23 protein-coding genes are annotated in these 24,659 nt (G+C 73.5%); 12 read left to right on the forward strand and 11 right to left on the reverse strand.

All coding sequences use genetic code 11. The features are described from left to right. Positions 1 to 138 precede the first annotated feature (138 nt). From cseC to IE237_RS19745, 6 genes are all read right to left on the reverse strand, one after another. The gene (gene cseC, locus IE237_RS19720) at positions 139 to 1,455 is read right to left on the reverse strand and encodes a two-component system sensor histidine kinase CseC (protein WP_189803314.1); all 1,317 of its coding nucleotides are present in this window, start codon (positions 1,453 to 1,455) and stop codon (positions 139 to 141) included. Positions 1,456 to 1,496: 41 nt separating this feature from the next. Next, positions 1,497 to 2,201 carry a two-component system response regulator CseB gene (cseB, locus tag IE237_RS19725; RefSeq protein WP_189803315.1) on the reverse strand — a complete coding sequence of 235 codons (705 nt, stop codon included), beginning with the start codon at positions 2,199 to 2,201 and terminating at the stop codon, positions 1,497 to 1,499. A gap of 43 nt (positions 2,202 to 2,244) precedes the next feature. Continuing rightward, entirely contained in the window at positions 2,245 to 2,988 is a 744-nt protein-coding gene (locus IE237_RS19730) for a hypothetical protein (RefSeq protein WP_189803316.1), read from the reverse strand. Next, positions 2,976 to 3,548 carry a SigE family RNA polymerase sigma factor gene (locus IE237_RS19735; protein WP_189803317.1) on the reverse strand — a complete coding sequence of 191 codons (573 nt, stop codon included), beginning with the start codon at positions 3,546 to 3,548 and terminating at the stop codon, positions 2,976 to 2,978. Before IE237_RS19735 ends, IE237_RS19730 begins: the two co-directional genes overlap by 13 nt. Before the next feature lie 335 nt (positions 3,549 to 3,883). Further along, positions 3,884 to 4,810: an iron-sulfur binding domain-containing protein gene (locus tag IE237_RS19740; protein WP_229842774.1), complete on the reverse strand. Its 927-nt coding sequence runs from the start codon at positions 4,808 to 4,810 to the stop codon at positions 3,884 to 3,886. Between the two features lie 33 nt (positions 4,811 to 4,843). Beyond that, positions 4,844 to 5,527: a phosphatase PAP2 family protein gene (locus tag IE237_RS19745; protein WP_189803318.1), complete on the reverse strand. Its 684-nt coding sequence runs from the start codon at positions 5,525 to 5,527 to the stop codon at positions 4,844 to 4,846. Positions 5,528 to 5,751: 224 nt separating this feature from the next. Here IE237_RS19745 and IE237_RS19750 point away from each other — a divergent pair, with 224 nt between their 5' ends. Beyond that, on the forward strand, positions 5,752 to 6,606 hold the full coding sequence (locus IE237_RS19750; RefSeq protein WP_189803319.1) for a hypothetical protein: 855 nt from the start codon (positions 5,752 to 5,754) through the stop codon (positions 6,604 to 6,606). Positions 6,607 to 6,743: 137 nt separating this feature from the next. Here IE237_RS19750 and disA read toward each other — a convergent pair whose 3' ends face one another. Together disA and radA are read right to left on the reverse strand one after the other, a co-directional pair. Further along, entirely contained in the window at positions 6,744 to 7,868 is a 1,125-nt protein-coding gene (disA, locus tag IE237_RS19755) for a DNA integrity scanning diadenylate cyclase DisA (RefSeq protein ID WP_189803320.1), read from the reverse strand. Positions 7,869 to 8,061: 193 nt separating this feature from the next. Further along, complete coding sequence (gene radA / locus IE237_RS19760; protein WP_189803321.1) at positions 8,062 to 9,468, reverse strand: DNA repair protein RadA; 1,407 nt, start codon at positions 9,466 to 9,468, stop codon at positions 8,062 to 8,064. Positions 9,469 to 9,640: 172 nt separating this feature from the next. Between radA and IE237_RS19765 the strand changes: the two genes are divergently transcribed. Then, positions 9,641 to 11,422: a BACON domain-containing protein gene (locus tag IE237_RS19765; protein WP_189803322.1), complete on the forward strand. Its 1,782-nt coding sequence runs from the start codon at positions 9,641 to 9,643 to the stop codon at positions 11,420 to 11,422. Between the two features lie 32 nt (positions 11,423 to 11,454). Here IE237_RS19765 and IE237_RS19770 read toward each other — a convergent pair whose 3' ends face one another. Then, the gene (locus IE237_RS19770; protein WP_189803323.1) at positions 11,455 to 12,342 is read right to left on the reverse strand and encodes a DUF3109 family protein; all 888 of its coding nucleotides are present in this window, start codon (positions 12,340 to 12,342) and stop codon (positions 11,455 to 11,457) included. Positions 12,343 to 12,383: 41 nt separating this feature from the next. Between IE237_RS19770 and IE237_RS19775 the strand changes: the two genes are divergently transcribed. From IE237_RS19775 to ilvD, 4 genes are all read left to right on the forward strand, one after another. Beyond that, on the forward strand, positions 12,384 to 13,316 hold the full coding sequence (locus IE237_RS19775) for a Ppx/GppA family phosphatase (RefSeq protein WP_189803324.1): 933 nt from the start codon (positions 12,384 to 12,386) through the stop codon (positions 13,314 to 13,316). 90 nt (positions 13,317 to 13,406) lie between these two features. Continuing rightward, on the forward strand, positions 13,407 to 14,264 hold the full coding sequence (locus tag IE237_RS19780) for a sugar phosphate isomerase/epimerase family protein (RefSeq protein ID WP_189803325.1): 858 nt from the start codon (positions 13,407 to 13,409) through the stop codon (positions 14,262 to 14,264). A gap of 40 nt (positions 14,265 to 14,304) precedes the next feature. After that, the gene (locus IE237_RS19785) at positions 14,305 to 14,916 is read left to right on the forward strand and encodes a TetR/AcrR family transcriptional regulator (protein ID WP_189803326.1); all 612 of its coding nucleotides are present in this window, start codon (positions 14,305 to 14,307) and stop codon (positions 14,914 to 14,916) included. Between the two features lie 93 nt (positions 14,917 to 15,009). Next, entirely contained in the window at positions 15,010 to 16,863 is a 1,854-nt protein-coding gene (gene ilvD / locus IE237_RS19790; RefSeq protein ID WP_189803327.1) for a dihydroxy-acid dehydratase, read from the forward strand. Between the two features lie 88 nt (positions 16,864 to 16,951). Here ilvD and IE237_RS19795 read toward each other — a convergent pair whose 3' ends face one another. Continuing rightward, positions 16,952 to 19,129 carry a serine/threonine-protein kinase gene (locus tag IE237_RS19795; protein WP_189803328.1) on the reverse strand — a complete coding sequence of 726 codons (2,178 nt, stop codon included), beginning with the start codon at positions 19,127 to 19,129 and terminating at the stop codon, positions 16,952 to 16,954. Between the two features lie 64 nt (positions 19,130 to 19,193). Between IE237_RS19795 and IE237_RS19800 the strand changes: the two genes are divergently transcribed. The 5 genes from IE237_RS19800 to proC all read left to right on the forward strand — a co-directional run bounded on the left by IE237_RS19800 (position 19,194) and on the right by proC (position 22,634). Next, positions 19,194 to 19,538 carry an SH3 domain-containing protein gene (locus IE237_RS19800; protein WP_370468222.1) on the forward strand — a complete coding sequence of 115 codons (345 nt, stop codon included), beginning with the start codon at positions 19,194 to 19,196 and terminating at the stop codon, positions 19,536 to 19,538. A 35-nt stretch (positions 19,539 to 19,573) separates the two neighbouring features. After that, complete coding sequence (locus IE237_RS19805) at positions 19,574 to 20,080, forward strand: hypothetical protein (RefSeq protein ID WP_189803330.1); 507 nt, start codon at positions 19,574 to 19,576, stop codon at positions 20,078 to 20,080. A 58-nt stretch (positions 20,081 to 20,138) separates the two neighbouring features. Then, on the forward strand, positions 20,139 to 20,996 hold the full coding sequence (locus IE237_RS19810) for an ABC transporter ATP-binding protein (protein ID WP_189803331.1): 858 nt from the start codon (positions 20,139 to 20,141) through the stop codon (positions 20,994 to 20,996). After that, complete coding sequence (locus IE237_RS19815; RefSeq protein ID WP_189803332.1) at positions 20,993 to 21,730, forward strand: ABC transporter permease; 738 nt, start codon at positions 20,993 to 20,995, stop codon at positions 21,728 to 21,730. The genes IE237_RS19810 and IE237_RS19815 overlap by 4 nt, the downstream gene beginning before the upstream one ends. A 94-nt stretch (positions 21,731 to 21,824) precedes the next feature. Then, positions 21,825 to 22,634, forward strand: a complete 810-nt coding sequence (gene proC, locus IE237_RS19820; protein WP_189803333.1) for a pyrroline-5-carboxylate reductase — start codon at positions 21,825 to 21,827, stop codon at positions 22,632 to 22,634. Position 22,635: 1 nt separating this feature from the next. Here the strand turns inward: proC and IE237_RS19825 are convergent, their stop codons facing one another. Continuing rightward, positions 22,636 to 23,226 carry a cysteine hydrolase family protein gene (locus IE237_RS19825; RefSeq protein WP_189803334.1) on the reverse strand — a complete coding sequence of 197 codons (591 nt, stop codon included), beginning with the start codon at positions 23,224 to 23,226 and terminating at the stop codon, positions 22,636 to 22,638. A gap of 45 nt (positions 23,227 to 23,271) precedes the next feature. Between IE237_RS19825 and IE237_RS19830 the strand changes: the two genes are divergently transcribed. Continuing rightward, positions 23,272 to 24,318 carry a GlxA family transcriptional regulator gene (locus IE237_RS19830; protein WP_189803335.1) on the forward strand — a complete coding sequence of 349 codons (1,047 nt, stop codon included), beginning with the start codon at positions 23,272 to 23,274 and terminating at the stop codon, positions 24,316 to 24,318. Positions 24,319 to 24,659 lie beyond the last annotated feature (341 nt).

Below are 24,659 nucleotides of genomic sequence, written 5' to 3' on the forward strand. Positions count from 1 at the left end.
CGACATGGACCCGGCCCCTCCGCCGTACCTCCTCGCCCCGGGCCTTCCGTCGTACGTCTTCGCCCCGGGCCTTCCGTCGTACGTCTTCGCTCCGGCCCTTCGCCGTACCTCTCCGCCCGGCCCGCTCCGCCGTACCGCTCAGTCCGGCATCCGCAGGATCGGGAAGCTGCCCGTGTTCGTCGGCGCGTGGTCCGGCAGCCACAGCACCGCGATGGCGCCGCCCACCCCGTCCGGAGCCCCCTCCGCGGCCACGTTCCGGAAGGTCAGCCGGGCGCCGAGCACCCGGGCCTGGCCCGCCGCGATCGTCAGGCCCAGGCCGTGCCCCTGGCCCGCGCGGTCGCTCGTCCCCGTACGGAACCGGCTCGGGCCCTCCTTGAGGAGCGCCTCGGGGAAGCCCGGACCGTGGTCGCGGACCCGGACCACCCGGCCCTCGACGGTGACCTCGACCGGCGGCTTGCCGTGCTTGGCCGCGTTGGCGAGCAGATTGCCCAGGACGCGCTCCAGCCGGCGCGGGTCGGTGTTCACCCAGGACTCGTGCACGACCCGGACCACGACCTCCGGGTCCAGGGCCCGCACCCGCCGCTCCACGAACTCGCCCAGCGCGATCTCCTGGAGCTCGGCCCGCTCCGACGCGCTGTCCAGCCGGGCCACCTCCAGGACGTCCTCGACCAGCGTCCGCATCGCCTGCGCCCGGTCCCGTACCAGCTCGGTCGGACGCCCCGGCGGCAGCAGCTCCGCCGCCGTGAGCAGCCCGGTGACGGGGGTGCGCAGCTCGTGCGCGATGTCGGCGGTGACCCGGCGCTCGGCCTCGATCCGCTCGTTCAGCGCGTCGGTCAGGGCGTCCACCGCCCAGGCCAGGTCGTCGGTCTCGTCCCGTACGACCCCGCCGACCGCGTCCCGCACCCGGACGTCCGTATTGCCCTGCGCCACCCGGCCGGCCGCGACGGCGGCCTTCCGCAGCCGCCGCGAGAGCTGGCCGCCGATGAGCACGCCGAGCGCGCAGCCGCCGAAGACCACCGACACCGAGCCGATGACGAGGGCCCGGTCCAGATCGTTCATGATCGTCGCGCTGCGGTCCGCGAAGGGGATGTGCAGCGACAGCACGTCGCCGTTGGCGAGCGGCACCGCCGCCCACACGTCCGGCGGCCCGCCGTGCCGGTGCTCCTGCACGTACGTCCCGCGCCGCTTGTCCCGCATCAGCTGGTCGAGCTGGGGCGGCAGCGCCGGATCGTTGATCTTCGTGCCGAAGCGGGGTTCCTTCGGCTTCGACGTCTCGTACATCCGCTGGGCGAAGAGCAGCCGTTCCATCTGCACCTCGCGCGCGTTGTCCAGCATGGAGATGCGGGCGGCGTTGTGCACGACGATGCTCAGGGTGACCGCGATGAGGGCGCCGACCGCCGCGATGGCGACGGCGATCTTCCAGCGGACTCCGGTCCGCAGGGGGAGCAGCTTCACGGGCGCGGGCCCGTCTCGGGTGTCTGGTGGATCATGCCGGGCTAGCTCTTGAGCTTGTAGCCGAAGCCGCGCACGGTCTCGATACGGTCCTGGCCGATCTTGGCGCGCAGCCGCTGCACATGGACGTCCACGACCCGGGTGTCACCGCCCCAGCCGTAGTCCCAGACCCGCTCCAGGAGCTTGTCCCGGGACAGCACGGTGCCCGGCGCCGAGGAGAACTCCAGGAGCAGCCGCATCTCGGTCGGGGTCAGCGCCACCGGCGCACCGCCCTTGCGGACCTCCATGCCCTCGGTGTCGACCTCCAGGTCGCCGAAGGCGAGCAGACCGCCGCCGTCCGCCGTCTCGTCCCCGCGCTCGCCCGCGCCCAGGCCGCCCGCGTGCCCGAAGCGGCGCAGCACGGCCCGGATGCGCGCCATCAGGACGGAGCCGTCGAAGGGCTTGGTGACGTAGTCGTCGGCGCCGGCCTCCAGGCCGAGCACGACGTCGATCGAGTCGGCGCGCGCCGAGAGCATGATGACGGGAACCGTCGACTCGTCGCGGATGCGGCGGCAGAGGCTGACCCCGTCCATCCCCGGCAGCATCACGTCGAGGAGGGCGATGTCGGGCCGCTGCGCCCGGAAGGCGTCCAGGCCGGAGAGTCCGTCGGGCATGGCGGTCACCCGGAAGCCGTCCCGCTCCAGGGCGAGCTGGGTGGCCTCACGGATGACGTCGTCGTCCTCGACGAACAGGACATGGGTTTCGGCCATCGTGCGTGCCCTTCGGGGTCGGTGCGTTCTCTCGGTCCACGGCTCAGTCGGCGGGGGGCTCGCTCGGCGCGGGCTCCGCGCCTTCCCCGTCGCCGACGGCCCGGCTGTAGTCGTTGTGCACCCAGTCGTGCTGGGTGAACCTGTTCCCCGACCAGCGGTAGGTGATCACGTCCTCGCCGGAGGGGTACGCGACCGGGTCCCCCTTCGCGTACACCTGCTTGGTGACGACGAGATCGCCCCGGTCGATCGTGGCGTAGACCGCCGCGTCCTCGGCCATGAACACGTTCTCGTACCGGTTGCTCTGCTTGCGGTACACGTACGTGCCGATGCCGACGGCGTCGCCGCAGGTCATCACGTTGACGACGACGTCGGGTGCGGCGGAGTTCGTGAGGTTTCCGTAGGAGGCGTCCACCGGATAGGCGTCCGCGACGCACGGCTTCAGATCGGTCTTGAGCCGCTCACCGATCTTCGGGTCGCCCTTCAGGAGCGCGATCGGATCCACCCGCTCGGCCGTCCGCGGGCCGTCGTCGGCCGCGACGGAGGGGGTGGGCGCCGCGGCGGCGACCTCGTCGGTGCGGGCCGCGCCCTCGTCGCGGGAGCCGGTGCCGCCGGTGGAGCAGGCGGCCAGGGACAGCCCGACGGCGACGAGCCCGGCTGTCGCCGTGACGCTCGCCGCCGTGACGGTACGGCGCGAGCGGCGCCGCCCGGTCGCGTACCGGTCGTCGCCGCCCACACCGTGGTGGCCTTCGTGTCGTCTGCCGTCGGGTTCGCCGTCTAGGCCGCGCACCGCTCCCGCCCCCCTTCGTCGCCTCGTACGGTCGTCCGCTCCCCGGTCCGCCCCAGGGCACGGGCGTCGAGGTCACGGCTCTCCAGCTCCTGGCGGAGCCGGGCGAGCGCGCGGTGGAGCGTGGACTTCACCGTACCCGTCGACATGCCCAGCGCCGCCGCCGTCTCCTCCGTGCTCATCTGCTCCCAGTGACGCAGGACGACGACGCTGCGCTGCTTGGGCGCGAGGACCTTGAGGATGTCCATGAGGAGGGCGCGGTCGGCGTGCTGCTCGGTCGGGTCCTCGACGCTCGCGTCGGGCAGCTGCTCGGTGGGCACCTCTTCGAGCTTGCGGGAGCGCCACCACTCGGTGCGGGTGTTGATCATGACCCGGCGGAGGTAGGCGTCGGCGAGGGACTTGTCGGCGATGCCGTCCCAGCGGCCGTACGTACGGGCCAGCGCGGTCTGGAGGAGGTCCTGGGCGTCGACGGGGTCGGCCACGAGACGGCGGGCACTGCGCAGCAGCGCGTCCTGCCGCGTGCGTACGTACTCCTCGAAGTCGAGCACCTCGCCGTGCCTCATCCGAACCGCCTCCGATCCCCGTGACCTGCTTCGTTCCTCGTGTCGTCGATGACGCTACGGAGCGGTTGTCACGGGGCTGTGCGGGGCAGCCGTCGGTGGACGCACGGCTACCCATCGGTTGTGTAACAGCGGGGACGGAGAAGGTTTCGGCGGCGCGGTCCCGGGAGAGCGGGGCCCGGACCCGGGACCCCGGGCAGTGGCCCCGGCCCCTGACCCGTCCCCGGGACTGCGGGGAGGCGGTCCCGGACCCGTCCCCGGGACGGCGGGACGCCGGGAGGGCGTCCTCGGCCCCTGACCCGTCCCCGGGACAGCGGGAGGCGGGCCCGGTCCCGGTCTCAGGACAGCGGGAGGCGGTACCGGCCGCCGTCCAGCGGTTCGACGAGGCCGTCCGCGACCAGCCCGTCCAGGGCCCTGGCCCGCTGCACCGGCTCGTCCCAGACCATGTCCAGGTCCGCCTGCGCCACCGGGTCCGCGGACTCCCGCAGCACGGCGAGGAGCCGGCCGCGGACCTGACGGTCGGTCCCGGCGTACGTCTGGCCCCGTCGCGGCGGACCGTCGTGCGCCGGCTTCCCCGCGAGCCGCCAGGCGCACCGCTCGGCGATCGGGCAGCGCCCGCAGTCCTCGCTCTTCGCCGTGCAGACGAGCGCGCCCAGCTCCATGGAGGCGGCCGCCCAGCGGGACGCCTTCGTCTCGTCCTCCGGCAGCAGCGCGCGGGCGAGCCGCCGCTCGGCGGCCGTGGTCGCGTTCGGCGGGTACTGGACGCCGGTCGCCGCCCGCGCGAAGACCCGGCGCACATTGGTGTCCAGGACGGCGTGCCGCTGCCCGTACGCGAAGGAGGCCACCGCCGCCGCCGTGTACTCGCCGATGCCGGGCAGTGCGAGCAGCTGTCCGTGATCGCGGGGCACGTCGCCGTGGTGGCGTTCCGTTATGGCGACGGCCGCCGCGTGCAGCCGCAGCGCCCGGCGGGGGTAGCCGAGCCGGCCCCAGGCGCGGACCGCCTCGCCGGGGGCCTCGGCGGCCAGGTCGGCCGGGCGCGGCCAGCGCGCCAGCCACTGCTCGTACACCGGCAGGACGCGGACGACGGGGGTCTGCTGGAGCATGAACTCGCTGACCATGACGCCCCAGGCACCGGCCTCGGGGCGGCGCCAGGGCAGGTCACGGGCGTGCCGGTCGAACCAGGCGAGGACGGGCCCGTGGAGTGCGGCGGGGAGCGCCGGGTCGACGGGGGCCTCGGAAGTCGGGGGAGTGTCGATGGAAGTCATGGCACCCCCGATCCTGGCACGTCCGGGGCGGGATCAGTACGCGCCGTGACGTGCGCGCGAGCGTCGCTCGGAGTGCGCGGGAGCGTGCGCGGAGGCGTGCGCACTCGGCCCGCGCCCCGCGCACCACACCACGGCCGAGCTCCGGCTCGACCGCGCCGTCTCCACCAGCGACCGTACGGGCCGCTCCGCGAGCCGCATCACGAGGAACGCGACCAGGGCGCCGACCAGCAGGCCCACGGTCACGTCGTGCGGGTAGTGGACGCCGACGAAGACCCGGGAGAAGGCCATGAGCAGCGCCATCGGGACGGTCAGCCAGACGATCCCGCGCCAGGACAGGGCGAGCGCGATCGCGGCGGCGCCGGCGATGGCCGAGTGGTTGCTGGGGAAGGACCAGTCGCCGTGCGGCGGGCAGGCGACGAGCGACACGGGCGCGCCGGCGACCGCGCGGCACGGACGTTCCTCGTCGATCAGCGACTTCAGCGCCTCGCTCACCACGTAGCCGAAGCCGGTGGCGACCGGGGCGAGCAGCGCGAGCGCCATCGCCCGACTCGAACCCTCCCGGGAGCGCCACCAGCCGACGAGGAACAGCACGCCGAAGAGCAGCAGCCCGAGCTCCGTCCACACCTCGGCGAGCCACTGGAACCAGTGCGGCGTGGAGTGGGCGAAGTCGGCGACGTCGAGATACAGACGGTCGGAGAGGTCGAGAAGGGTGTTCATGGTGCACGACGCTAACCGGAATCCGGAGTCCGCCGCCCCGGGCCAACGGCCAGAACGACCCCCGACGAAAGTGGGGGGTTGCGATTCGCGCCGGTTCCCTACGGTTTCAGGCGGGGTTCCGGGAAAAGTTCCCGGAACCGACGGATGTGATCATCGGCAAAACTTGAGGTCTCGGGCGGCGGGTGGGGCGGGAGTTGGGCCGGATCTCTCGTAAGGTTCGGGTCGTGGGATCTTTGCGCAATCCGGTCGGGCCGCTTCCCTCCACCATCTACTGGCGACGGAGGGCGGTGGCGCTGTGCCTGGTGGCGCTTCTCTCCCTGCTCGCCGTATGGGCCTTCACCTCCGGTGAAGGCGGTGGGAAGAAGGCGAACGACGCCGCCAACGGCTCGTCGCCGACCCCGCCGTCGATCACCCCGGGGCCCTCCGGCTCCGGCCCGGCGATCAGCCAACAGCCCGGCGGGCGCGACGAGTCGGGCGACTCCGGCGACACCTCGGGCACCGGTGGCGGCTCGGGCGACTCCGGTACGGACGCGGGCGCGGGCGCCGACGCGGGGGCGGACGCCGGCACGGACGCGGGCACCGGCTCCGGTACCGGCAAGAACGGCGACACCGACGGAGCCGGCGGCGACGGCGGCGCGGGCACCGGCGCGGGCCAGCAGGTCCCGGCCGGCTCCAAGCTCCCGAACTGCCCTGCCGGAGCACTGCAGTTGACGCTCCGCTCCACCAAGGTCACCTACGAGACGGGGGAGAAGCCCCGCTTCCACCTCGTCGCCAAGAACACCTCGAACACCACCTGCAAGGCCGACTTCGGGCCCCGCAGCGCGGTTCTGACGATCAGCGACGACCGGGACGACGAGGTCTGGTCCACCGCCGACTGCCCGCGCCCCGGCAACCCGGTCCTGCTGCGCGTCCCCGCGCACGCCACCGTCACCCACACCGTGGAATGGGACCGCGGCCGCAGCGCCCCGCAGTGCGCCACCGCCCCGGCGGGCCAGGCCGGCCCCGGCACCTACCTGGTGGAGGCGACCATGCCGGGCGTGAAGGTGCTCCCGGCCTCGTTCCGGCTCGCGAAGGACTGAGCCCCAGGGCCCTTGAGAGCCCCAGGGCCCCTGAGAGTCCCAGAGCCTCTGAGAGCTCCAGGGCCCCTGAGAGTCCCAGAGCCCCTGAGAGCTCCAGGGCCACCTGGACCCCGGTCCTCCCGGGAGCCCCGGGGGGATCAGACGTACCGCTCCAGGATCGAGGACTCCGCCAGCCGCGACAGGCCCTCGCGGACGCTGCGGGCACGGGCCTCGCCGACGCCGTCGACGGTCTGGAGGTCGTCCACGCTCGCCGCGAGCAGCTTCTGCAGCCCGCCGAAGTGCTCCACGAGGCGCTCGATGATCGCGCCGGGCAGCCGCGGGACCTTCGCCAGGAGCCGGTAGCCGCGCGGCGAGACCGCCGAGTCGAGGGTCTCGGGCGAGCCGCTGTAGCCGAGGGCCCGCGCCACCACCGGAAGTTCGAGCAGCTCGGTGTGGGTGAGCGCGTCCAGCTCGGTGAGCGCCTCGGCGACCGTCCGCGAACGCTTCGCCGTCGGCTCCGGCACGTAGTCCCGGATCACCAGCTCGCGCTCCGGCTCCACGCCCGCGATCAGCTCGTCGAGCTGGAGCGAGAGAAGCCGCCCGTCGGTGCCGAGCTCGACCACGTACTCGGCGATCTCGGTGGCGATCCGGCGGACCATCTCCAGGCGCTGCGCGACCGCGGTGACGTCCCGGACCGTGACCAGGTCCTCGATCTCCAGGGCCGAGAGCGTGCCGGCCACCTCGTCGAGTCGGAGCTTGTACCGCTCCAGGGTCGCGAGCGCCTGGTTCGCCCGGGACAGGATCGCGGCCGACTCCTCCAGGACCCGGCGCTCACCGTCCACGTACAGCGCGATCAGACGCATCGACTGGGAGACGGAGACGACCGGGTACTTGCACTGCTTGGAGACCCGGTCCGCCGTGCGGTGGCGGGTGCCGGTCTCCTCGGTGGGGATGGAGGCGTCCGGGACCAGCTGCACGCCCGCGCGGTGGATCTTGGTGATGTCCTTGTCGAGGACGAGCGCGCCGTCGAGCTTGCACAGCTCACGCAGGCGTGTCGCGGTGAACTCGACGTCCAGCTCGAAACCGCCGGTGCACATCGAGTCGACCGTCCTGTCGAGGCCGAGCACGATGAGACCGCCCGTGTTTCCCCGGAGGATCCGCTCCAGGCCGTCGCGCAGCGCGGTGCCCGGCGCGACCGCGCTCAGGGCGGCGCGCATCAGCGCTTCGTTGCCGGAGCCCGCGCCGGACTTTCCAGGAGCTGCTGCCCCGTCCTTGGCTGCCACTGCACTCCTCCGGCTCGTACGGATGGGCGAGACCAGGGCAAAGTCTAGCGACACCACCCCGCGGGGGTTGTGGGCATGCGGTCCGCCGGGGCGGAACGGGTGGGCGGGACCCCCGCCGGAACGGGTCCCCCGCCCGGGCCGCGGGCATGCCTCGCCCGGAACGGCTCCCCGATCCGGGCGGGCCGAGCCGCCCTCAGCCGCCCGGCGCGTCCTCGGCCGCCTTCGCCCGGCGACTCCGCGGCAGCACCCGCAGCGCGTCGCCCACGTCCGCCACCTCCGTCACCTTCATCCCGGCCGGCACCTTCCCCGGGTCCACCGGGACCAGCGCGTGCGTGAAGCCCAGCCGATGCGCCTCGGCGAGTCGCCGCTGCACACCCGTCACCCGCCGCACCTCGCCCGCGAGCCCGACCTCGCCGATCGCGACGAGGTTCTTCGGCAGCGGGGTGTCGCTCGCGGCGGAGGCCAGGGCGAGCGCGATCGCCAGGTCGGCGGCGGGCTCGGTGAGCTTCACCCCGCCCACGGTCGCGCTGTAGATGTCCCGCTTGCCCAGCGCGCTGATCCGGCCGCGCTGCTCCAGGACCGCCAGCATCATCGAGACCCGGGAGGTCTCCAGGCCCGAGGTCGTCCGCCGCGGCGACGGGATCTGCGAGTCGACCGTCAGCGCCTGCACCTCGGCCACCAGCGGACGCTTGCCCTCCAGGGTGACCGTCAGACAGGTGCCCGGCACGGCCACGTCACGCCGGGTCAGGAAGAGCCCGGAGGGGTCGGCGAGCCCCGTGATGCCCTCGTCGTGCAGCTCGAAGCAGCCGACCTCGTCGGTCGCCCCGTACCGGTTCTTCACGCCCCGGACCAGACGCAGCCGCGCGTGCCGGTCGCCCTCGAAGCTCAGGACGACGTCGACCAGGTGCTCCAGGAGCCGGGGTCCCGCGATGGCCCCGTCCTTGGTGACGTGGCCGACGAGGAGCGTCGACATGCCGCGCTCCTTGGAGGCCCGGATGAGGGCTCCGGCGACCTCGCGGACCTGCGCCATGCCGCCGGGCGCGCCGTCGATCTCGGGCGAGGCGACGGTCTGCACCGAGTCCATGATCAGCAGCGAGGGCTTCACGGCGTCGAGGTGCCCGAGGACGGCCGACAGATCGGTCTCGGCCGCCAGGTACAGATGGTCGCTGAGCGCGTCGATCCGGTCGGCGCGCATCCGGACCTGGCTCGCGGACTCCTCGCCCGTCACGTACAGCGTGCGGTGCTCGTCGCTCGCCGCCTTGGCCGCCACGTCGAGCAGCAGCGTGGACTTGCCGACGCCGGGCTCGCCCGCGAGCAGCACGACGGCGCCGGGCACGAGCCCTCCGCCGAGGACCCGGTCCAGCTCGCTCACGCCGGTCGAGCGTGCGGTCGCCTGCCGGCCGTCGACCTGACCGATGGGGAGCGCTGCGGTGGAGACGCGACCGGCGGCGGTCGTCCGGACGGCGGGCGCGCCGTACTCCTCGACCGTCCCCCAGGCCTGGCACTCGGGGCAGCGGCCGAGCCACTTGGCCGTCTGCCAGCCGCACTCGGTGCAGCGGTAGGACGGCCGGTCCTTGGCGGTTTTCGTACGGGCAGCCATGGGCCACACCGTATCCGCCGCCACCGACAACGGGCCGCCGTCGTCCACAGGGGGAGCCCCGCGGCGCCGGAACACCCGCTTCCTGTCCCCCTTCGAGCGATACCTTCACCCGTAAGAATGAGAATGGAGCAACCGGTACGAAGAGTGCCCACCGTCCGCCTACGGTCGCCCAGTGACGAGCAGCAGGCTGGATTCCCCCGTACGCACCACCGGCGCACACCGGGCGCACCGCGCCGTGGACCAGGGACCGCGCACGCTCGGCCGGCGGCCCCCCGCCCGCTACGAGGCCGCCCTCGACGGCCTCTTCACGTACTGCCTCTCCGTCCTCTGCGACCACGACACGGCCACCGCCGTCCTCGGCGACGTCCTCGCCGTCGCCGAGCGCCACCACGGCCGCTGCCCCTCCGACGAGGACGGACGCACCGCCTGGCTGTACGCCCTCGCCCGCTGGGCCTGCCTCCGCAGCCTCGGCGAGCAGCGCCGCAAGCGCCAGGGCGCCCACACCGGCCGCCCGGCCGTCACCGCACCCGAGCCGCCCCGGGTCTCCGAGGAGACCGCCGAACGCCGCCGCGCCGAGCTCGCCCGGCTCGCCTGGCCCGAGGCCGCCGGCACCACGCCCGAGCAGCGCGAGGCCCTGGAACTCGCCGTGCGGCACGGCCTCAGCCACCGCCAGGTCGCCGCCGTGCTCTCCCTCGACCCGCTCGCCGCCCGCGAGCTCCTCGCCACCGCCGGCTGCGAGGTCGAGCGCACCCGCGCCGCGCTCGCCGTCGTCGAGACCGGCAGCTGTCCCACCGTCGCCCGGCTCACCGGCGACCACCGGGTGCTCCTCTCGGCCGCCCTGCGCGCCGAACTCGTCCGGCACGTCGACGACTGCCCCCGCTGCCGCCGCGCGGCCGAGCGCGTGGGCGCCTCCGGCCCCTGGCCCGGCGCCACGGCCCTCCCGGCGGACCGGCTGCCGCTCGTCGAGGCGCCCCGGGCCGCCGCGTACATGGCGATGCTGCACGTCCCGCGCGCGCGTGCCGGCGCCCCGCGCTTCACGCCGACGGGCTTCCCCATGGACCCGAAGGACCACGTCGCCCGCCGCGACCGGATGCGGGCCCGGGCGGTGACCACCACCGTCGTCGCCGCCGTGGTGGCCGCCCCCGTCCTCGCGCTCTGGACCTCCTACCGGGGCGCCCCGGCCGCGGACACCGCCGGGCACGACGGATCCAGGATCAGCGCGCGCGAGGCCGACGAACCGGTGTCCCCGGACGGCGACCGCTACGAGAACGCGGGCAACGCCCGCACCACCCCCGAGCCCCGCTTCACCCAGGGCAGCCGCGCCCCCGACGTCTCCGTCGAGGTCGTCAGCCCCGGCGGCCCCACCGAACCGGGCCGCCCCGGCGAACCCGCCGCCGGCTGGATCACGGTCGCCGCCACCGGCCGCGGCGACCTCACCCTGCTCACGCTCAGCGCCTCCGGCGGCTCACCCGTCGACTGGTCGCTGTGGACGGACGCCCCCTGGCTGTACGTCAGCCGGGCCTCCGGCACGCTCCGCCCCGGCGAGAAGATCACGGTCACCGTCCGCGTCGACCACGGCCGCGAACCCGTCGGCCCCTGGAGCGCGCGCCTCGGGGTCAACCCCTCGGGCGCGGTGGTGAGGATCGACGGCTACCGCCAGCCGCCGCCGACGGACGACCGCGCGATCACACCCCCACCGGTCACGACGCGGCCGACGACGCCGCCGACGACCCCGCCCACGTCCCCGCCGACCACCGAACCGACCACCCCGCCGACGACCCCGCCCACGACGGAACCGACGACGCCGCCCACGACCGAGCCCACGACCCCGCCGCCGACCACCGAGCCGACGACGGAACCGACCACCCCGCCCCCGACGACCGAGGAGCCCCCGCCCACGACCTCGGACCCGGGCAACCAGCCGTCGGCGGAGGAACCGCCCCCGTCCTCCTAGGGTCGCTCCGACCCTGATCCGCCGGACAGGCCCTAGGCGACCGGATCCGCCGGGTGCGGAGCCACCAGCGGCAGCTGCGAGGCGAGCCGCGCCTCGCAGAGCCCGGCCAGGACCCCGTACGCCTCCTCGCCCATCATCTCGACGAGCTCCGGCCGGTACGAGACGTACACCGGCTCACCGCCGACGTGCGCCGACGTCGCCGTCGTGCAGTACCAGTGCAGGTCGTGGCCGCCCGGACCCCAGCCGCGCCGGTCGTACTCGCCGATCGACACCTGGAGGACCTTGGAGTCGTCGGGGCGGTCGATCCAGTCGTACGTCCGCCGCACCGGCAGCTGCCAGCACACGTCCGGCTTCGTCTCCAGCGGCTCCCGGCCCTCCTTCATCGCCAGGATGTGCAGAGAGCAGCCCGCGCCGCCCGCGAACCCGGGACGGTTCTGGAAGATGCAGGACCCCTCCCAGCGGCGGGTCTGCCGGTCGCCGTCCTCGTCGAGCTGCACCCAGCCCGAATCCGTCCCGACGTCGTGGAACTGCCACAGCTCCGGAGTGAGCCGGGCCACGTGCCCGGCGACCCGCTTCTCGTCGTCCTCGTCGGAGAAGTGCGCGCCCAGCGTGCAGCAGCCGTCGTCGGCGCGCCCCTCCTGGATGCCCTGGCAGCCGTTGCCGAAGATGCAGGTCCAGCGCGAGGTCAGCCAGGTCAGGTCACAGCGGAAGACCTGCTCCTCGTCGGCCGGATCGGGAAACTCGACCCACGCGCGCGCGAAGTCGAGGCCCTTCTCGTCGGGCTCCTCGGCCTTGCCCCGCTTCTGCTTCCCGACCTTGACCGCCTTCACGGCCTTCGCCGCGTGCGCGGTCCTGGCCGCCTGCACACCGCCGTCGCCGCCACGGTCTTTGTCCGGCTTCGCCTTCTTCGTCTTTGGCACAGGACCAAGCGTATGACGGCGGGCGCAGTAGCGTTCCGCCCATGAGACTCGGAGTCCTCGACGTCGGTTCGAACACAGTGCACCTGCTCGTGGTGGACGCCCACCCCGGCGCCCGGCCGCTGCCCGCCCACTCGCACAAGGCGGAGCTGCGGCTCGCCGAGCTGCTCGACGAGCGGGGCGCGATCGCGCCCGGCGGCGTCGAGCGGCTCATCGCGACCGTGCGGGACGCGCTCCTGGCCGCCGAGGACAAGGGCTGCGAGGAGGTGCTGCCCTTCGCGACCTCCGCGGTGCGCGAGGCCAGCAACGCCGACGCGGTCCTCGCGCGCGTGAAGGACGAGACCGGGGTCGACCTCCAGGTCCTCACCGGCGAGGAGGAGGCCCGGCTCACCTTCCTCGCCGCCCGCCGCTGGTTCGGCTGGTCCGCGGGCAAGCTGCTCCTCCTCGACATCGGCGGCGGCTCCCTCGAAGTCGCGTACGGCATCGACGAGGACCCGGACGCGGCGGTCTCCCTGCCCCTCGGCGCCGGCCGGCTCACGGCGGGCTGGCTGCCCGGCGACCCGGCCGACACCGCCGACGTGAAGGCGCTGCGCCGCCATGTGCGCGCGCAGATCGCCCGAACGGTCGGCGAGTTCAGCCGCTTCGGCCGCCCCGACCACGTCGTGGCCACCTCCAAGACCTTCAAGCAGCTCGCCAGGATCGCCGGCGCGCCCGGCTCGGGGGAGGGCCTCTACGTCCAGCGGATCCTGACCCGCAAGTCCCTGGAGGAGTGGGTCCCGCGCCTCGCCGCGATGACCGTGCCCGAGCGCGCCGCCCTCCCCGGTGTCTCGGAGGGCCGCGCCGGTCAGGTCCTCGCGGGCGCGCTCGTCGCCGAGGGCGCGATGGACCTGCTCGGCGTCGAGGAGCTGGAGATCTGCCCCTGGGCCCTGCGCGAGGGCGTCATCCTGCGCCGCCTGGACCACCTGCCGGAGCACTGACGGGGGCGGCGGCGAGCCGCGCCGCGCACGGCGGCCGGGCGTGACCGGAACCACCCCCCGGCCCCCCGGCCCGCCCCGTACCCTGTCTCCGTGGCAGAACCAGTGGTGCGCATCCCGGATGCGAAGGTCGCCCTGTCGACGGCCTCGGTCTATCCGGAGTCGACGGCGACGGCCTTCGAGATCGCCGCGCGCCTCGGGTACGACGGCGTCGAGGTCATGGTGTGGACCGACCCGGTCAGCCAGGACATCGAGGCGCTGCGCCGGCTCTCCGACTACCACCAGGTCCCGATCCTGGCCGTGCACGCCCCCTGCCTCCTCATCACCCAGCGCGTCTGGTCCACCGACCCGTGGATCAAGCTCCGGCGCGCGCAGGCGGCGGCCGAGCGGCTCGGCGCGTCGACGGTCGTCGTGCACCCGCCGTTCCGCTGGCAGCGCCAGTACGCCAAGGACTTCGTGACCGGCATCTGGCGGATGGCCGACGAGACGGACGTGCGCTTCGCCGTCGAGAACATGTACCCGTGGCGGTACAAGGACCGCGAGATGCTCGCGTACGCGCCCGAATGGGACGTCACCAAGGACGACTACCGGCACTTCACCGTCGACCTCTCGCACACCGCGACCGCCCGCACCGACGCCCTCGCGATGATCGACCGCATGGGCGACCGGCTCGGCCACGTCCACCTCGCCGACGGCAAGGGGTCCGCCAAGGACGAGCACCTCGTCCCGGGCCGCGGCACCCAGCCCTGCGCCGAGCTCCTGGAGCGGCTCGCGCTCACCGGCTTCGACGGGCACGTCGTCATCGAGGTCAACACCCGCCGCGCGATGTCAGCCGCCGAACGCGAGGCCGATCTCGCGGAGGCCCTCGCCTTCACCCGGCTGCACCTCGCCTCGGCGGCGGGCCGCCCCGCCCCGGCACCCCGCCCGACCGAGCGGGCCCCCCGCCCGTGACCGCCCCGGCCGCGCCCCCGACGGAACGGGCTCCCGCCCCATGACCGACCCGGCCCCGCGCCGGCGCGGCCGCCCGTCCCGTACCGACGAGGAGAGCGGACCGGGCGCGCGCGAACGCATCCTGGCGGCGGCCCGCACCCAGTTCGCCGAGCGCGGCTACGACAAGGCCTCGGTGCGCGGCATCGCCAAGGCCGCCGGCGTGGACCCGGCGCTGGTGCACCACTACTTCGGCACGAAGGACGAGGTCTTCGCCGCCGCCATCGAGGTCTCCTTCGAGCCCGCGGCCGTCCTCCCGGCGATCCTCGGCGGCCCGCGCGAGGCCATCGGCGAACGCCTCGCGCGCTTCTTCATCGGCGTCTGGGAGAACCCGGCCTCCCGCGCCCCGCTCCTCGCGATCGTCCGCTCCGCGCTCACCCACGAGGCGGCGGCCAAGGTGCTGCGGACCTTCGTGCTGCGCCGGCTCCTGGAGCGGATCGCGGCCGAGCTCGACGTGCCGGACCCGAGCTTCCGCGCGGAGCTCGCCGCCTCCCACATGATCGGGATCGTGATCATGCGGTACGTGATCCAGGTGGAGCCGCTGGCCTCGGCGGACCCGGAGCGGATCATCGAGCAGGTGGCCCCGACGCTCCAGCGCTACCTGACCGAAAGCTGAACACTCGTCCCGAATCGCGGACACCCTGTCCGGATCTTGGAGCCTCGGCGTACGCTCGAATGCAAGCACACCCGTCACGAGGAGCGAGCGACGATGCCCGAGCTGAGGTCCCGCACTGTCACCCACGGCCGCAACATGGCGGGCGCACGCGCCCTTATGCGCGCCTCCGGTGTACCCGGCGCGGACATCGGCCGGAAGCCGATCATCGCCGTCGCCAACTCCTTCACCGAGTTCGTCCCCGGCCACACCCACCTCCAGCCGGTCGGCCGGATCGTCTCCGAGGCCATCACCGCCGCCGGCGGCATCGCCCGCGAGTTCAACACGATCGCCGTCGACGACGGCATCGCGATGGGCCACGGCGGCATGCTCTACAGCCTGCCCTCCCGGGACCTGATCGCGGACAGCGTGGAGTACATGGTCGAGGCGCACTGCGCCGACGCCCTGATCTGCATCTCCAACTGCGACAAGATCACCCCCGGCATGCTGATGGCGGCCCTGCGCCTCAACATCCCGACGGTCTTCGTCTCCGGCGGCCCGATGGAGTCCGGCCGCGCCACGCTCGTCGACGGCTCGGTCCGCACGCTCGACCTGGTCGACGCGATCTCCGACGCGGTGAACCCGAAGATCTCGGACGAGGACATCGCCCGCATCGAGGAGAACGCCTGCCCGACCTGCGGGTCCTGTTCCGGCATGTTCACCGCCAACTCGATGAACTGCCTGACCGAGGCGATCGGCCTCTCCCTCCCCGGCAACGGCACGGTGCTCGCCACCCACACCGCCCGCCGCGCGCTCTACGAGAACGCGGCCCGCACGGTCGTCGACATCACCCGTCGCTACTACGACGAGGACGACGACTCCGTTCTGCCCCGCTCGATCGCGAGCCGCGCCGCCTTCGAGAACGCCATGGCCCTCGACATCGCCATGGGCGGCTCGACCAACACGATCCTCCACCTGCTCGCCGCCGCCCAGGAGGCGGAGCTCGACTACGGCCTGCCGGACATGGACGAGGTCTCCCGCCGGGTTCCCTGCCTGGCCAAGGTCGCCCCGAACGTCGCCAAGGACCGCACGTACTACATGGAGGACGTGCACCGGGCGGGCGGCATCCCCGCCATCCTCGGCGAGCTGTACCGCGCCGGACTGCTGAACGAGGACGTCCACGCCGTCCACGCGCCCTCCGTCAAGGAGTGGCTGGAGACCTGGGACGTGCGCGGCGGCTCCCCCTCGGAGGAGGCCGTCGAGCTGTGGCACGCGGCCCCCGGCTGCGTCCGCTCGGCGACCGCCTTCTCCCAGTCGGAGCGCTGGGACACCCTCGACACGGACGCGGCGAACGGCTGCATCCGCGACGCGGCCCACGCGTACTCGAAGGACGGCGGCCTCGCCGTCCTGCACGGCAACCTCGCCGTCGACGGCTGTGTCGTGAAGACCGCCGGCGTGGACGAGTCCATCTGGACCTTCGAGGGCCCGGCCGTCGTCTGCGAGTCGCAGGAGGAGGCCGTCGAGAAGATCCTGAACAAGCAGGTCAAGGACGGCGACGTGGTCGTCATCCGCTACGAGGGCCCCAAGGGCGGCCCCGGCATGCAGGAGATGCTCTACCCGACCTCCTTCCTCAAGGGCCGCGGCCTGGGCAAGACCTGCGCCCTCGTCACGGACGGCCGCTTCTCGGGCGGCACCTCGGGCCTCTCCATCGGCCACGCCTCGCCGGAGGCGGCCTCGGGCGGCACGATCGCGTTCGTCGAGGACGGCGACCGCATCCGCATCGACATCCCGAACCGCTCGATCGAGCTCCTCGTCGACGACGCCACCCTGGCGGCCCGCCGTGAGGCCCTCGGCGGCGTGTACGCGCCGAAGAACCGGGAGCGCAAGGTGTCGGCGGCGCTGCGGGCGTACGCGGCGATGGCGACGAGCGCCGACAAGGGCGCGGTCCGGGACGTGACGAAGCTGGGCTGAGCCCGGTAGGGGACGTACGACGGAGGGGAGCGGGCCGAGAAGCCCGCTCCCCTCCGTCGTTCTGTCCGTCGTTCCGTACGTCAGACGCTCACCAGGACGCAGGATCGCGCGCGTCCACCGCGAACACCGAGCCGTCCGGCGCCGTCCCGAACACCCGGTCCCCGGCGACGAGCGGCGCGGGCACCAGGGACGCGTAGCCGAGGCGGCCGTTCTGCAGCCGCGGCCTGGTCTGGCCGATCACCGCTCCGCGCGCGGTGTCGACGGCGATCAGCCGGCCGTCCCCGGCGGAGAAGTAGAGCCGGTCGCCGTCGCCGAGGACCGGCGCGGACACGTTCCCGGCGGCCGTCTCCAGGTCCCACAGCACGCGGCCCTTCGGCGCGGCGGTGTCGAAGGCGGTGAGGTGCCCCTCCGCGTCGAGCAGATGGACGACGGCGCCGCGCACGGCGATGCCCCGGAGGTCGATCCGGTAGGGCAGGGACACCGTGCGCACGGGGGCGTCGTCGCCTCCGCCGGGGCCCACCAGGACCAGGGACTCGACCAGCGAGGACTGGTAGAGGGAGGCGAGGACGAGCGTGCCGTCGCCGGTGCGGCCCAGCGGGTCGAGGTCGCCGTCCAGGTTCCGCTGCCAGACCACCTCGCCGGTGCCGGGGCGGATCGCGCCCACCCGCGTGTGCGTCCCGTCGAACGAGTTCTCGGAGACCGTGAGGAGCCCGGACGGCGCGTCGTACGGTCCGGGGAGCGGGACCCCGAAGCCGGTGAGGCCGTGCCGCCACAGCTCCTTGCCGCTGCGGGCGTCGACCGCCCGGATGCCGCCGACGCCGTCGGACAGGACGACCGCCGAGCCGGCCGGCCGGTGCACCTCGGGGAGCTTCCCGCGGGCCGTCCAGCCGGGGGCACCGTCCCCGCCCGCGTACGCCCGCAGGGGACCCGTCGGAGCGGCGGCGCCGACCAGGCCGTCCGCGAGGAACACGGGGGCGTCCGGGGTCTCCTGCTCGACGGGCGCGGTCCGCGACCAGAGGATCCGCCCGGTGACCGGGTCGAGCCGGGCGAGACCGATGCCCCGGGCCACGCAGTACAGGGCGCCCGCGTCGTGGGAGCAGGCGGGGGCGGCCGACGGGCCGTGCTTCTGGAGTCCGGTGTGCCAGCCGGTGAAGGACGTGGCCACCTCGGCCGGGCTCGTCGGGGTCTCGGGCCCGCGGTCCGCCGGCCGGCTGAGCGCCGCGTACACGCCGGCCGCGGTGAGCGCGAGCGCGGCGGCGACGGCGATCGTCGGGCGCGGCCGGATCCGCGGCCGCGGGGGGACCCGCAGGCCCCGGCGGCGCGGGGCCGGCGCGGTGACCCGTACCGGCGTGTCCGCGTCCCACGCGGGCGCGGGGCCGCTCTCGCCCTCGGGCAGGGCGGGCCGCCGCCGCTGTGCCGGTATGAAGGCCTCGGCCGCGTACGAGGGAGGCAGCAGCGCCTGCATGATCTGGTCCGGGGTCGGCCGCTCGACGGGCTCCTTGGCGAGGCAGCGGGCGACGAGCGGCGCGAGGTCCGCCGGGACGCCCGTCAGGTCCGGCTCGTCGTGGACGACCTGGTACGCCACGATGTACGGGCTGTCCGAGTCGAAGGGGCCGTGCCCGGTCGCCGCGTGCACCAGCACGGAGCCCAGCGCGAACACGTCCGCGGCCGGCCCGACCTCCCTGGGCCGCTGGAACTGCTCGGGCGCCATGAACGGCGGCGAGCCGATGAGTTTGCCCGTCTCCGTGTGCAGGTCGCTGTCGACCGGCCGGGAGATCCCGAAGTCGATGACCTTGGGCCCGGTGTCGGTCAGCAGGACGTTGCTGGGCTTGAGGTCCCGGTGCACGACCCCGGCCCGGTGGATGTCGCGGAGCGCCTCCGCGAGCCCGGCGGTGAGGCGGCGCAGTTCGGCCGGGGACAGCGGGCCGTTCCGCTTCACCTGGTCGGCGAGGGTGGGGCCGGGCACGTAGAGCGTCGCCATCCAGGGGCGTACGGCATCGGGGTCGGCGTCGACGACCGGTGCGGTGAAGGCCCCGCTGACCCGGCGGGCGGCCGCGACCTCCTGGCGGAAACGCGCCCTGAACTCAGGGTCCTCCGCGTACCGTGCGTGCACGACCTTGACCGCGAGCCGCAGCCCCGAGGCGGAGGCCGCGAGGTGCACGACGCCCATGCCGCCGGCGCCCAGACATGCCTGGAGGCGGTAGTCGCCCGCGTATTCGGGCTCTTCCGCTTCCCGGTCGGCACCGGTACCGCGCAACGGTGGCATCGCCCACCCCCGTGAGTCCCCGTCCGCGTCGCGCGCACGTGCGCGACCCGACGGAGCCTAGTCCATGGTGCCCGCGAAGTCGGTGGGGCTTGCTAGCCTGCGCGTCGCGGAGAGTGAAACTCGGCGGAGCGCTTTTGCGCCACAGGGGGAGGACGTCATGACCACGCGCTACGAGGTCGCACCGGGGTACCGGGTCAACGTGCGTTCGGGACCGAGCACCAAGTACCCGGTCGTCCGCTCGCTCGCACCGGGAGCGACGGTCGCGATCAAATGCCAGAAGTACGGCGAGTGGGTCGACGGCCCGTACGGCACGACGAACATCTGGGACAACATAGCGCCGGGCGAGTACCTCTCCGACGCGTACGTGCACACGGGCAGCGACGGCATGGTCGCGCCGCGCTGCGTCTGAGCCTCTTCGCCGGCGCCCCGGGGATAATCGACCCCGTGAGCGACGAAGAGCAGACCCCCAGCAAGATCGGCAGCGGCCCGCGGCCGGAGGAGATCCGCTTCTTCGGCACGACCTGGGTCGACCACAGCGGCAACTACGCCCTGCGCCGCGCGGGCCTGGCCGCCGGTTCGCTCGCCGCCGCCGTCGCGGCCTGCTTCGTGCTGCGCTTCGCCTACGAGGGCCTGCAGATCGCCGACGTCGGCGGCATCGTCAACCTGCTGGTCGTCATCATGTTCGCGATCTGCAGCGCCATCGCCTTCCGCAAGACCTGGGAGGGCTTCGTCCGCCGCCCGGCCGACCCGGCCCGCGAGGAGTCCCTCCGCAGCCTGAAGATGATCGGCTTCATCGGTTCCCTCCTCGCCTACGGCGCCCGCTGCTTCGTGGAGGCCCCGGGCGAGAAGCTGCACCGCGCGGAGTACGAGACGGCCGTCGCCCAGTACGAGAAGCGCCGCTCCACCCGTACGGGCAACCCGGCCACCCGCAAGAAGCCGAAGCGCAAGTAGGAGCCCGGTCCCGTCCCGGTCCTTGACGCTCGGCACCCCCAGGCGCACTATTCATCACATGATGAATTACTCGGCGGGCGAGGCCGTCGACAAGGCATCCACCCGCGGCGCAGCCGCCACCGCGGCCGTCACCGCACAGAACCTCACCGCCACACGAGGCGACCGCCAGGTCCTCCGCGGCCTCGACTTCACCGTCCCCGCCGGCCGCATCACCGGCCTCCTCGGCCCCTCCGGCTGCGGCAAGACCACCCTCATGCGCACGATCGTCGGCACCCAGGCCAAGGTCACCGGCACCCTCCAGGTCCTCGGCCGCCCCGCCGGCGACCCCGCCCTCCGCTCCCGCATCGGCTACGTCACCCAGGCCCCGTCCGTCTACGACGACCTGACCGTCCGCCAGAACCTCGACTACTTCGCCGCCGTCCTGCTCCCCGGCCGCGCCCACCGCCACGACCGCCGCACCGCCGTCGACCGGGCCATCGAGGACGTCGACCTCGCCGACCACGCCGGCTCCCTCGCCGGACGGCTCTCCGGCGGCCAGCGCAGCCGGGTCTCCCTCGCCGTCGCCCTGCTCGGCACCCCGGAGCTCCTCGTCCTCGACGAACCCACGGTCGGCCTCGACCCCGTCCTCCGCCGCGACCTGTGGAACCTCTTCCACCGGCTCGCCGCCGAACGGGGCACCACCCTCCTCGTCTCCTCCCACGTGATGGACGAGGCCGAGCGCTGCCACCGGCTCCTCCTCATGCGCGAGGGCGAGATCCTCGCCGAGGACACCCCCGAGGCGCTCCGCCGCCGCAACGACACGGCCACCGTCGAAGAGGCCTTCCTCCACCTCGTCGACGCGGCGAACACCCGCGCCGCCCAGGCCGCCCGGGCCGCCCGAGGAACAGAGGCAACCACCGAGGAGCCCCGCCCGTGAACGCGAACCGCACCCTCGCCACCTCCGCCCGCGTCCTGCGCCAGCTGCGCCACGACCCGCGCTCGATCGCCCTGATGCTCCTCGTCCCCTGCCTGATGCTCTTCCTGCTCCGCTACGTCTTCGACGGCAGCCCGGGGACCTTCGACAGCATCGGCGCCTCGCTCCTCGGCATCTTCCCCCTCATCACGATGTTCCTGGTGACCTCCATCGCCACCCTCAGGGAACGCACCTCCGGCACCCTCGAACGCCTCCTCGCCATGCCCCTCGGCAAGACCGACCTCATCGCCGGCTACGCCCTCGCCTTCGGACTCGTCGCCGTCCTCCAGTCCGTCCTGGCCACCGGCCTCGCCGTCTGGTTCCTCGGCCTCGACGTCATCGGCTCCCCCTGGCTCCTCCTCCTGGTGGCCCTCCTCGACGCCCTCCTCGGAACCGCCCTCGGCCTCTTCGTCTCCGCCTTCGCCGCGTCCGAGTTCCAGGCCGTCCAGTTCATGCCGGCCGTGATCTTCCCCCAGCTCCTGCTCTGCGGCCTGTTCACCCCGCGCGACCGGATGGCCCCCGCACTCGAAGCGATCTCCGACGTCCTGCCGATGTCGTACGCCGTCGACGGCATGAACCAGGTCCTCCGCCACCCCGACGTCACCGGCGACTTCGTCCGCGACGCCCTCGTCGTCGCCGGCTGCGCCGTCCTGGTCCTCGGCCTCGGCGCGGCCACCCTCCGCCGCCGCACCGCCTGACCGCCCCTGACCGCCCCTCGGACACCCCACGCACCCCGGCCCCCACCGGTGAAAGGATGTCCAAAAGACCCCCTCCGGCGAGGTGAACAGACCCATGACCCAGACCGTCGCAGTCCTCGGTACCGGCAAGATCGGTGAAGCGCTCCTCAGCGGCATGATCCGCGCCGGCTGGCGCCCCGCGAACCTCCTGGTCACCGCCCGCCGCGCCGAACGCGCCGAGGAGCTCCGCACCCGCTACGGCGTCGAGACCGTCACCAACGCCGAGGCCGCCAAGCGCGCCGACACCCTCATCCTGGCCGTCAAGCCCCAGGACATGGGCCGCCTCCTCGACGAGCTCGCCCCGCACGTCGCCGCCGACCGCCTGGTCATCAGCGCCGCCGCCGGCATCCCCACCTCGTTCATCGAGGACCGCCTCACCACCGGCACCCCCGTCGTCCGCGTCATGCCGAACACCCCCGTCCTCGTCGACGAGGGCATGTCCGTCATCTCGGCCGGCAGCCACGCCACCCCCGAGCACCTCGCCCACACCGAGGAGATCTTCGGCGGCGTCGGCAAGACCCTCCGCGTCCCCGAGTCCCAGCAGGACGCCGCCACCGCCCTCTCCGGCTCGGGACCCGCGTACTTCTACTTCCTCGTCGAAGCCATGACCGACGCCGGCATCCTCCTCGGCCTGCCCCGCGCCCAGGCCCACGACCTCATCGTCCAGGCCGCCATCGGCGCCGCCGTGATGCTCCGCGACAGCGGCGAACACCCGGTCAAGCTCCGCGAGGCCGTCACCTCCCCGGCCGGCACCACCATCAGCGCCATCCGCGAGCTGGAGAACCACGGCGTACGCGCCGCCCTGATCGCCGCGCTGGAAGCGGCCCGCGACCGCAGCCGCGAGCTCGCCTCCGGCAACAGCTGACCTACGCGGCCGAGACCGCGCCCTTCACCACGTCCTCCGTGGTCACGACCCGGGCGAACCGCCCGCCGTGCAGCGACACCGCCGTCGCCCGGGTCAGCTCCTCCGCCGTCTGCGTCCAGCCGAACGGCCCGGCCAGATCGAACGTGTGCATCGCGTCCAGCGCGAACAGCACGTCGTACCCGAGGTTCCCGCCCATCCGGGCCGTGGTCTCGTTGCACATGTTGGTCTGGATCCCCACGACCACGATCTGCCGGACCCCGGCACCCTTCAGCCAGGCGTCCAGGTCCGGCTCCCCGTAGAAGGCGGAGTTCACCGACTTCGTCACCAGGAGCTCGGGACCGGACCCCTTCCCCCGCCGCTCCTCGACGAACTCCTTGAACCCGTTCCCCTCGGTCCCCGGAGCCAGCGGCGAACCCGCCTGCGAAGAGTCGTGCCGTACGAAGACGACCGGCCGCCCCGTCCCCTGCCAGGCATCGATCAGAGCCGCGATGTTCGCCTCCGCCTCAGGATTGTTCCGCCGGCCCCAGAACTCCTGCTCGAAGCCCTTCTGCACATCGACGACCACCAGCGCTGCGTTCTCGTTGATCTCCATGACAACGATCCTCCCGCCGGACCACCCCGCCTCCCAGAGGGGGGAATGCCAGCGATCGATGTTTTACTGCCAGGCGTGTCACGGAAGCCCACGCCCCACCCCCAACGCATCGCGCTCGTCGCCTTCCCCGGCGTCCGCGCCTTCGACATCTCCGTCATCACCGAGGTCTGGGACAGCGACCGCACCCTCCGCGGAGTCCCGCCCTTCGAACTCCGCCGGACCGCCACCGACCCGCACACCCCCATCCCCCTCCGAGGCGGCCTCACCCTCACCCCCGACCGCCCGCTCACCTGGCTCGACGACCTCACCCCCACCGACCTGGTCGTCGTCCCCGGCATAGAGGACCCCGACGCCGACCTGCCGGCCCCCGTCCTCGACGCCCTCCGCCGCGCCCACACCGCGGGCATCCCCGTCGCCTCGCTCTGCGCCGGCGCCTTCGTACTCGCCCGCGCCGGACTCCTGGACGGCCGCCGCGCCGTCACCCACTGGCACCTGGCGAGCACCCTGGCCGCCCGCCACCCGGCCGTCAGGGTCGAACCCGACGCCCTGTTCGTCGAGGACACGGGCATCTGGACCTCGGCCGGCACCGCAGCGGGCATCGACCTCTGCCTCCACCTCGTCCGCACCGCCCACGGAGCCGAGGCCGCCGCGGCCGTCGCCCGCTCGATGGTCACCGCCCCCTTCCGTACGGGGACCCAGGCCCAGTTCATCGAGCACCCCACGCCCCGCGCCGACCGCGACGCCGACGCCCTCGCCGCCGTACGCGCCCACGCCCTGGCCCACCTCGCCGAACCCCACACCGTCGCGAGCCTGGCCGCCCTCGCCGGCATGTCCCCCCGCTCCTTCGCCCGCCACTTCCAGGCCACGACGGGCACCACCCCTCTGCACTGGCTCATCACCCAGCGCGTCGCGGCAGCCCAGAAGCTCCTCGAACGGACCGACCACCCGCTCCCCGAGGTGGCCCGCCGCGCGGGCTTCGGCAGCGAGGTCACGATGCGCCAGCACTTCGCCTCCCACCTGGGCACCAGCCCCCGCGACTACCGCCACGCCTTCCGTCACCCGGGCAGAGGTACGCCCATGGACCAGGGTTGACACGGAACCCCCCGATCCGTAAGGTTCTCCGAGTTGTCCGACGTGAGCACCGACCCCGGTCGGCCCCGGACAGCCATTCCGCAAGAACCAGTGAGCCTGACGGCGCTTTGTCGTGCCGCCATGCTTTCCGTGCGTTTTTGCGAAATGAGGAATCCGCGTTCGAAGGTTTGAGCGCAGCCGCCCGATTAGCGTCGGAGGCAGGGAATCCACTAAAGTCTCACTCGTCGGAACGGCCCAACGGCCGAAAAGACAAACCCCGCTGACTGGGGGTCAGACACCGAAAGGATCTGATAGAGTCGGAACCGCCGGAAGGGCCCGGAGCGAAAGCGAAAGGGACCGGA

It is taken from the genome of Streptomyces tanashiensis (genome assembly GCF_014648895.1).
Lineage (GTDB): Bacteria > Actinomycetota > Actinomycetes > Streptomycetales > Streptomycetaceae > Streptomyces > Streptomyces tanashiensis.

Coding starts and splice junctions, on each gene's coding strand:
- IE237_RS19800 (WP_370468222.1), top strand. CDS start 19,194: ATGGTGCCCGCGAAGTCGGTGGGGCTTGCTAGCCTGCGCGTCGCGGAG.
- IE237_RS19830 (WP_189803335.1), top strand. CDS start 23,272: ATGCCAGCGATCGATGTTTTACTGCCAGGCGTGTCACGGAAGCCCACG.
- proC (WP_189803333.1), top strand. CDS start 21,825: ATGACCCAGACCGTCGCAGTCCTCGGTACCGGCAAGATCGGTGAAGCG.
- radA (WP_189803321.1), bottom strand. CDS start 9,468: ATGGCTGCCCGTACGAAAACCGCCAAGGACCGGCCGTCCTACCGCTGC.
- IE237_RS19740 (WP_229842774.1), bottom strand. CDS start 4,810: ATGACTTCCATCGACACTCCCCCGACTTCCGAGGCCCCCGTCGACCCG.
- IE237_RS19735 (WP_189803317.1), bottom strand. CDS start 3,548: ATGAGGCACGGCGAGGTGCTCGACTTCGAGGAGTACGTACGCACGCGG.
- IE237_RS19825 (WP_189803334.1), bottom strand. CDS start 23,226: ATGGAGATCAACGAGAACGCAGCGCTGGTGGTCGTCGATGTGCAGAAG.
- IE237_RS19745 (WP_189803318.1), bottom strand. CDS start 5,527: ATGAACACCCTTCTCGACCTCTCCGACCGTCTGTATCTCGACGTCGCC.
- IE237_RS19785 (WP_189803326.1), top strand. CDS start 14,305: ATGACCGACCCGGCCCCGCGCCGGCGCGGCCGCCCGTCCCGTACCGAC.
- IE237_RS19775 (WP_189803324.1), top strand. CDS start 12,384: ATGAGACTCGGAGTCCTCGACGTCGGTTCGAACACAGTGCACCTGCTC.
- IE237_RS19795 (WP_189803328.1), bottom strand. CDS start 19,129: ATGCCACCGTTGCGCGGTACCGGTGCCGACCGGGAAGCGGAAGAGCCC.
- ilvD (WP_189803327.1), top strand. CDS start 15,010: ATGCCCGAGCTGAGGTCCCGCACTGTCACCCACGGCCGCAACATGGCG.
- cseB (WP_189803315.1), bottom strand. CDS start 2,201: ATGGCCGAAACCCATGTCCTGTTCGTCGAGGACGACGACGTCATCCGT.
- IE237_RS19810 (WP_189803331.1), top strand. CDS start 20,139: ATGATGAATTACTCGGCGGGCGAGGCCGTCGACAAGGCATCCACCCGC.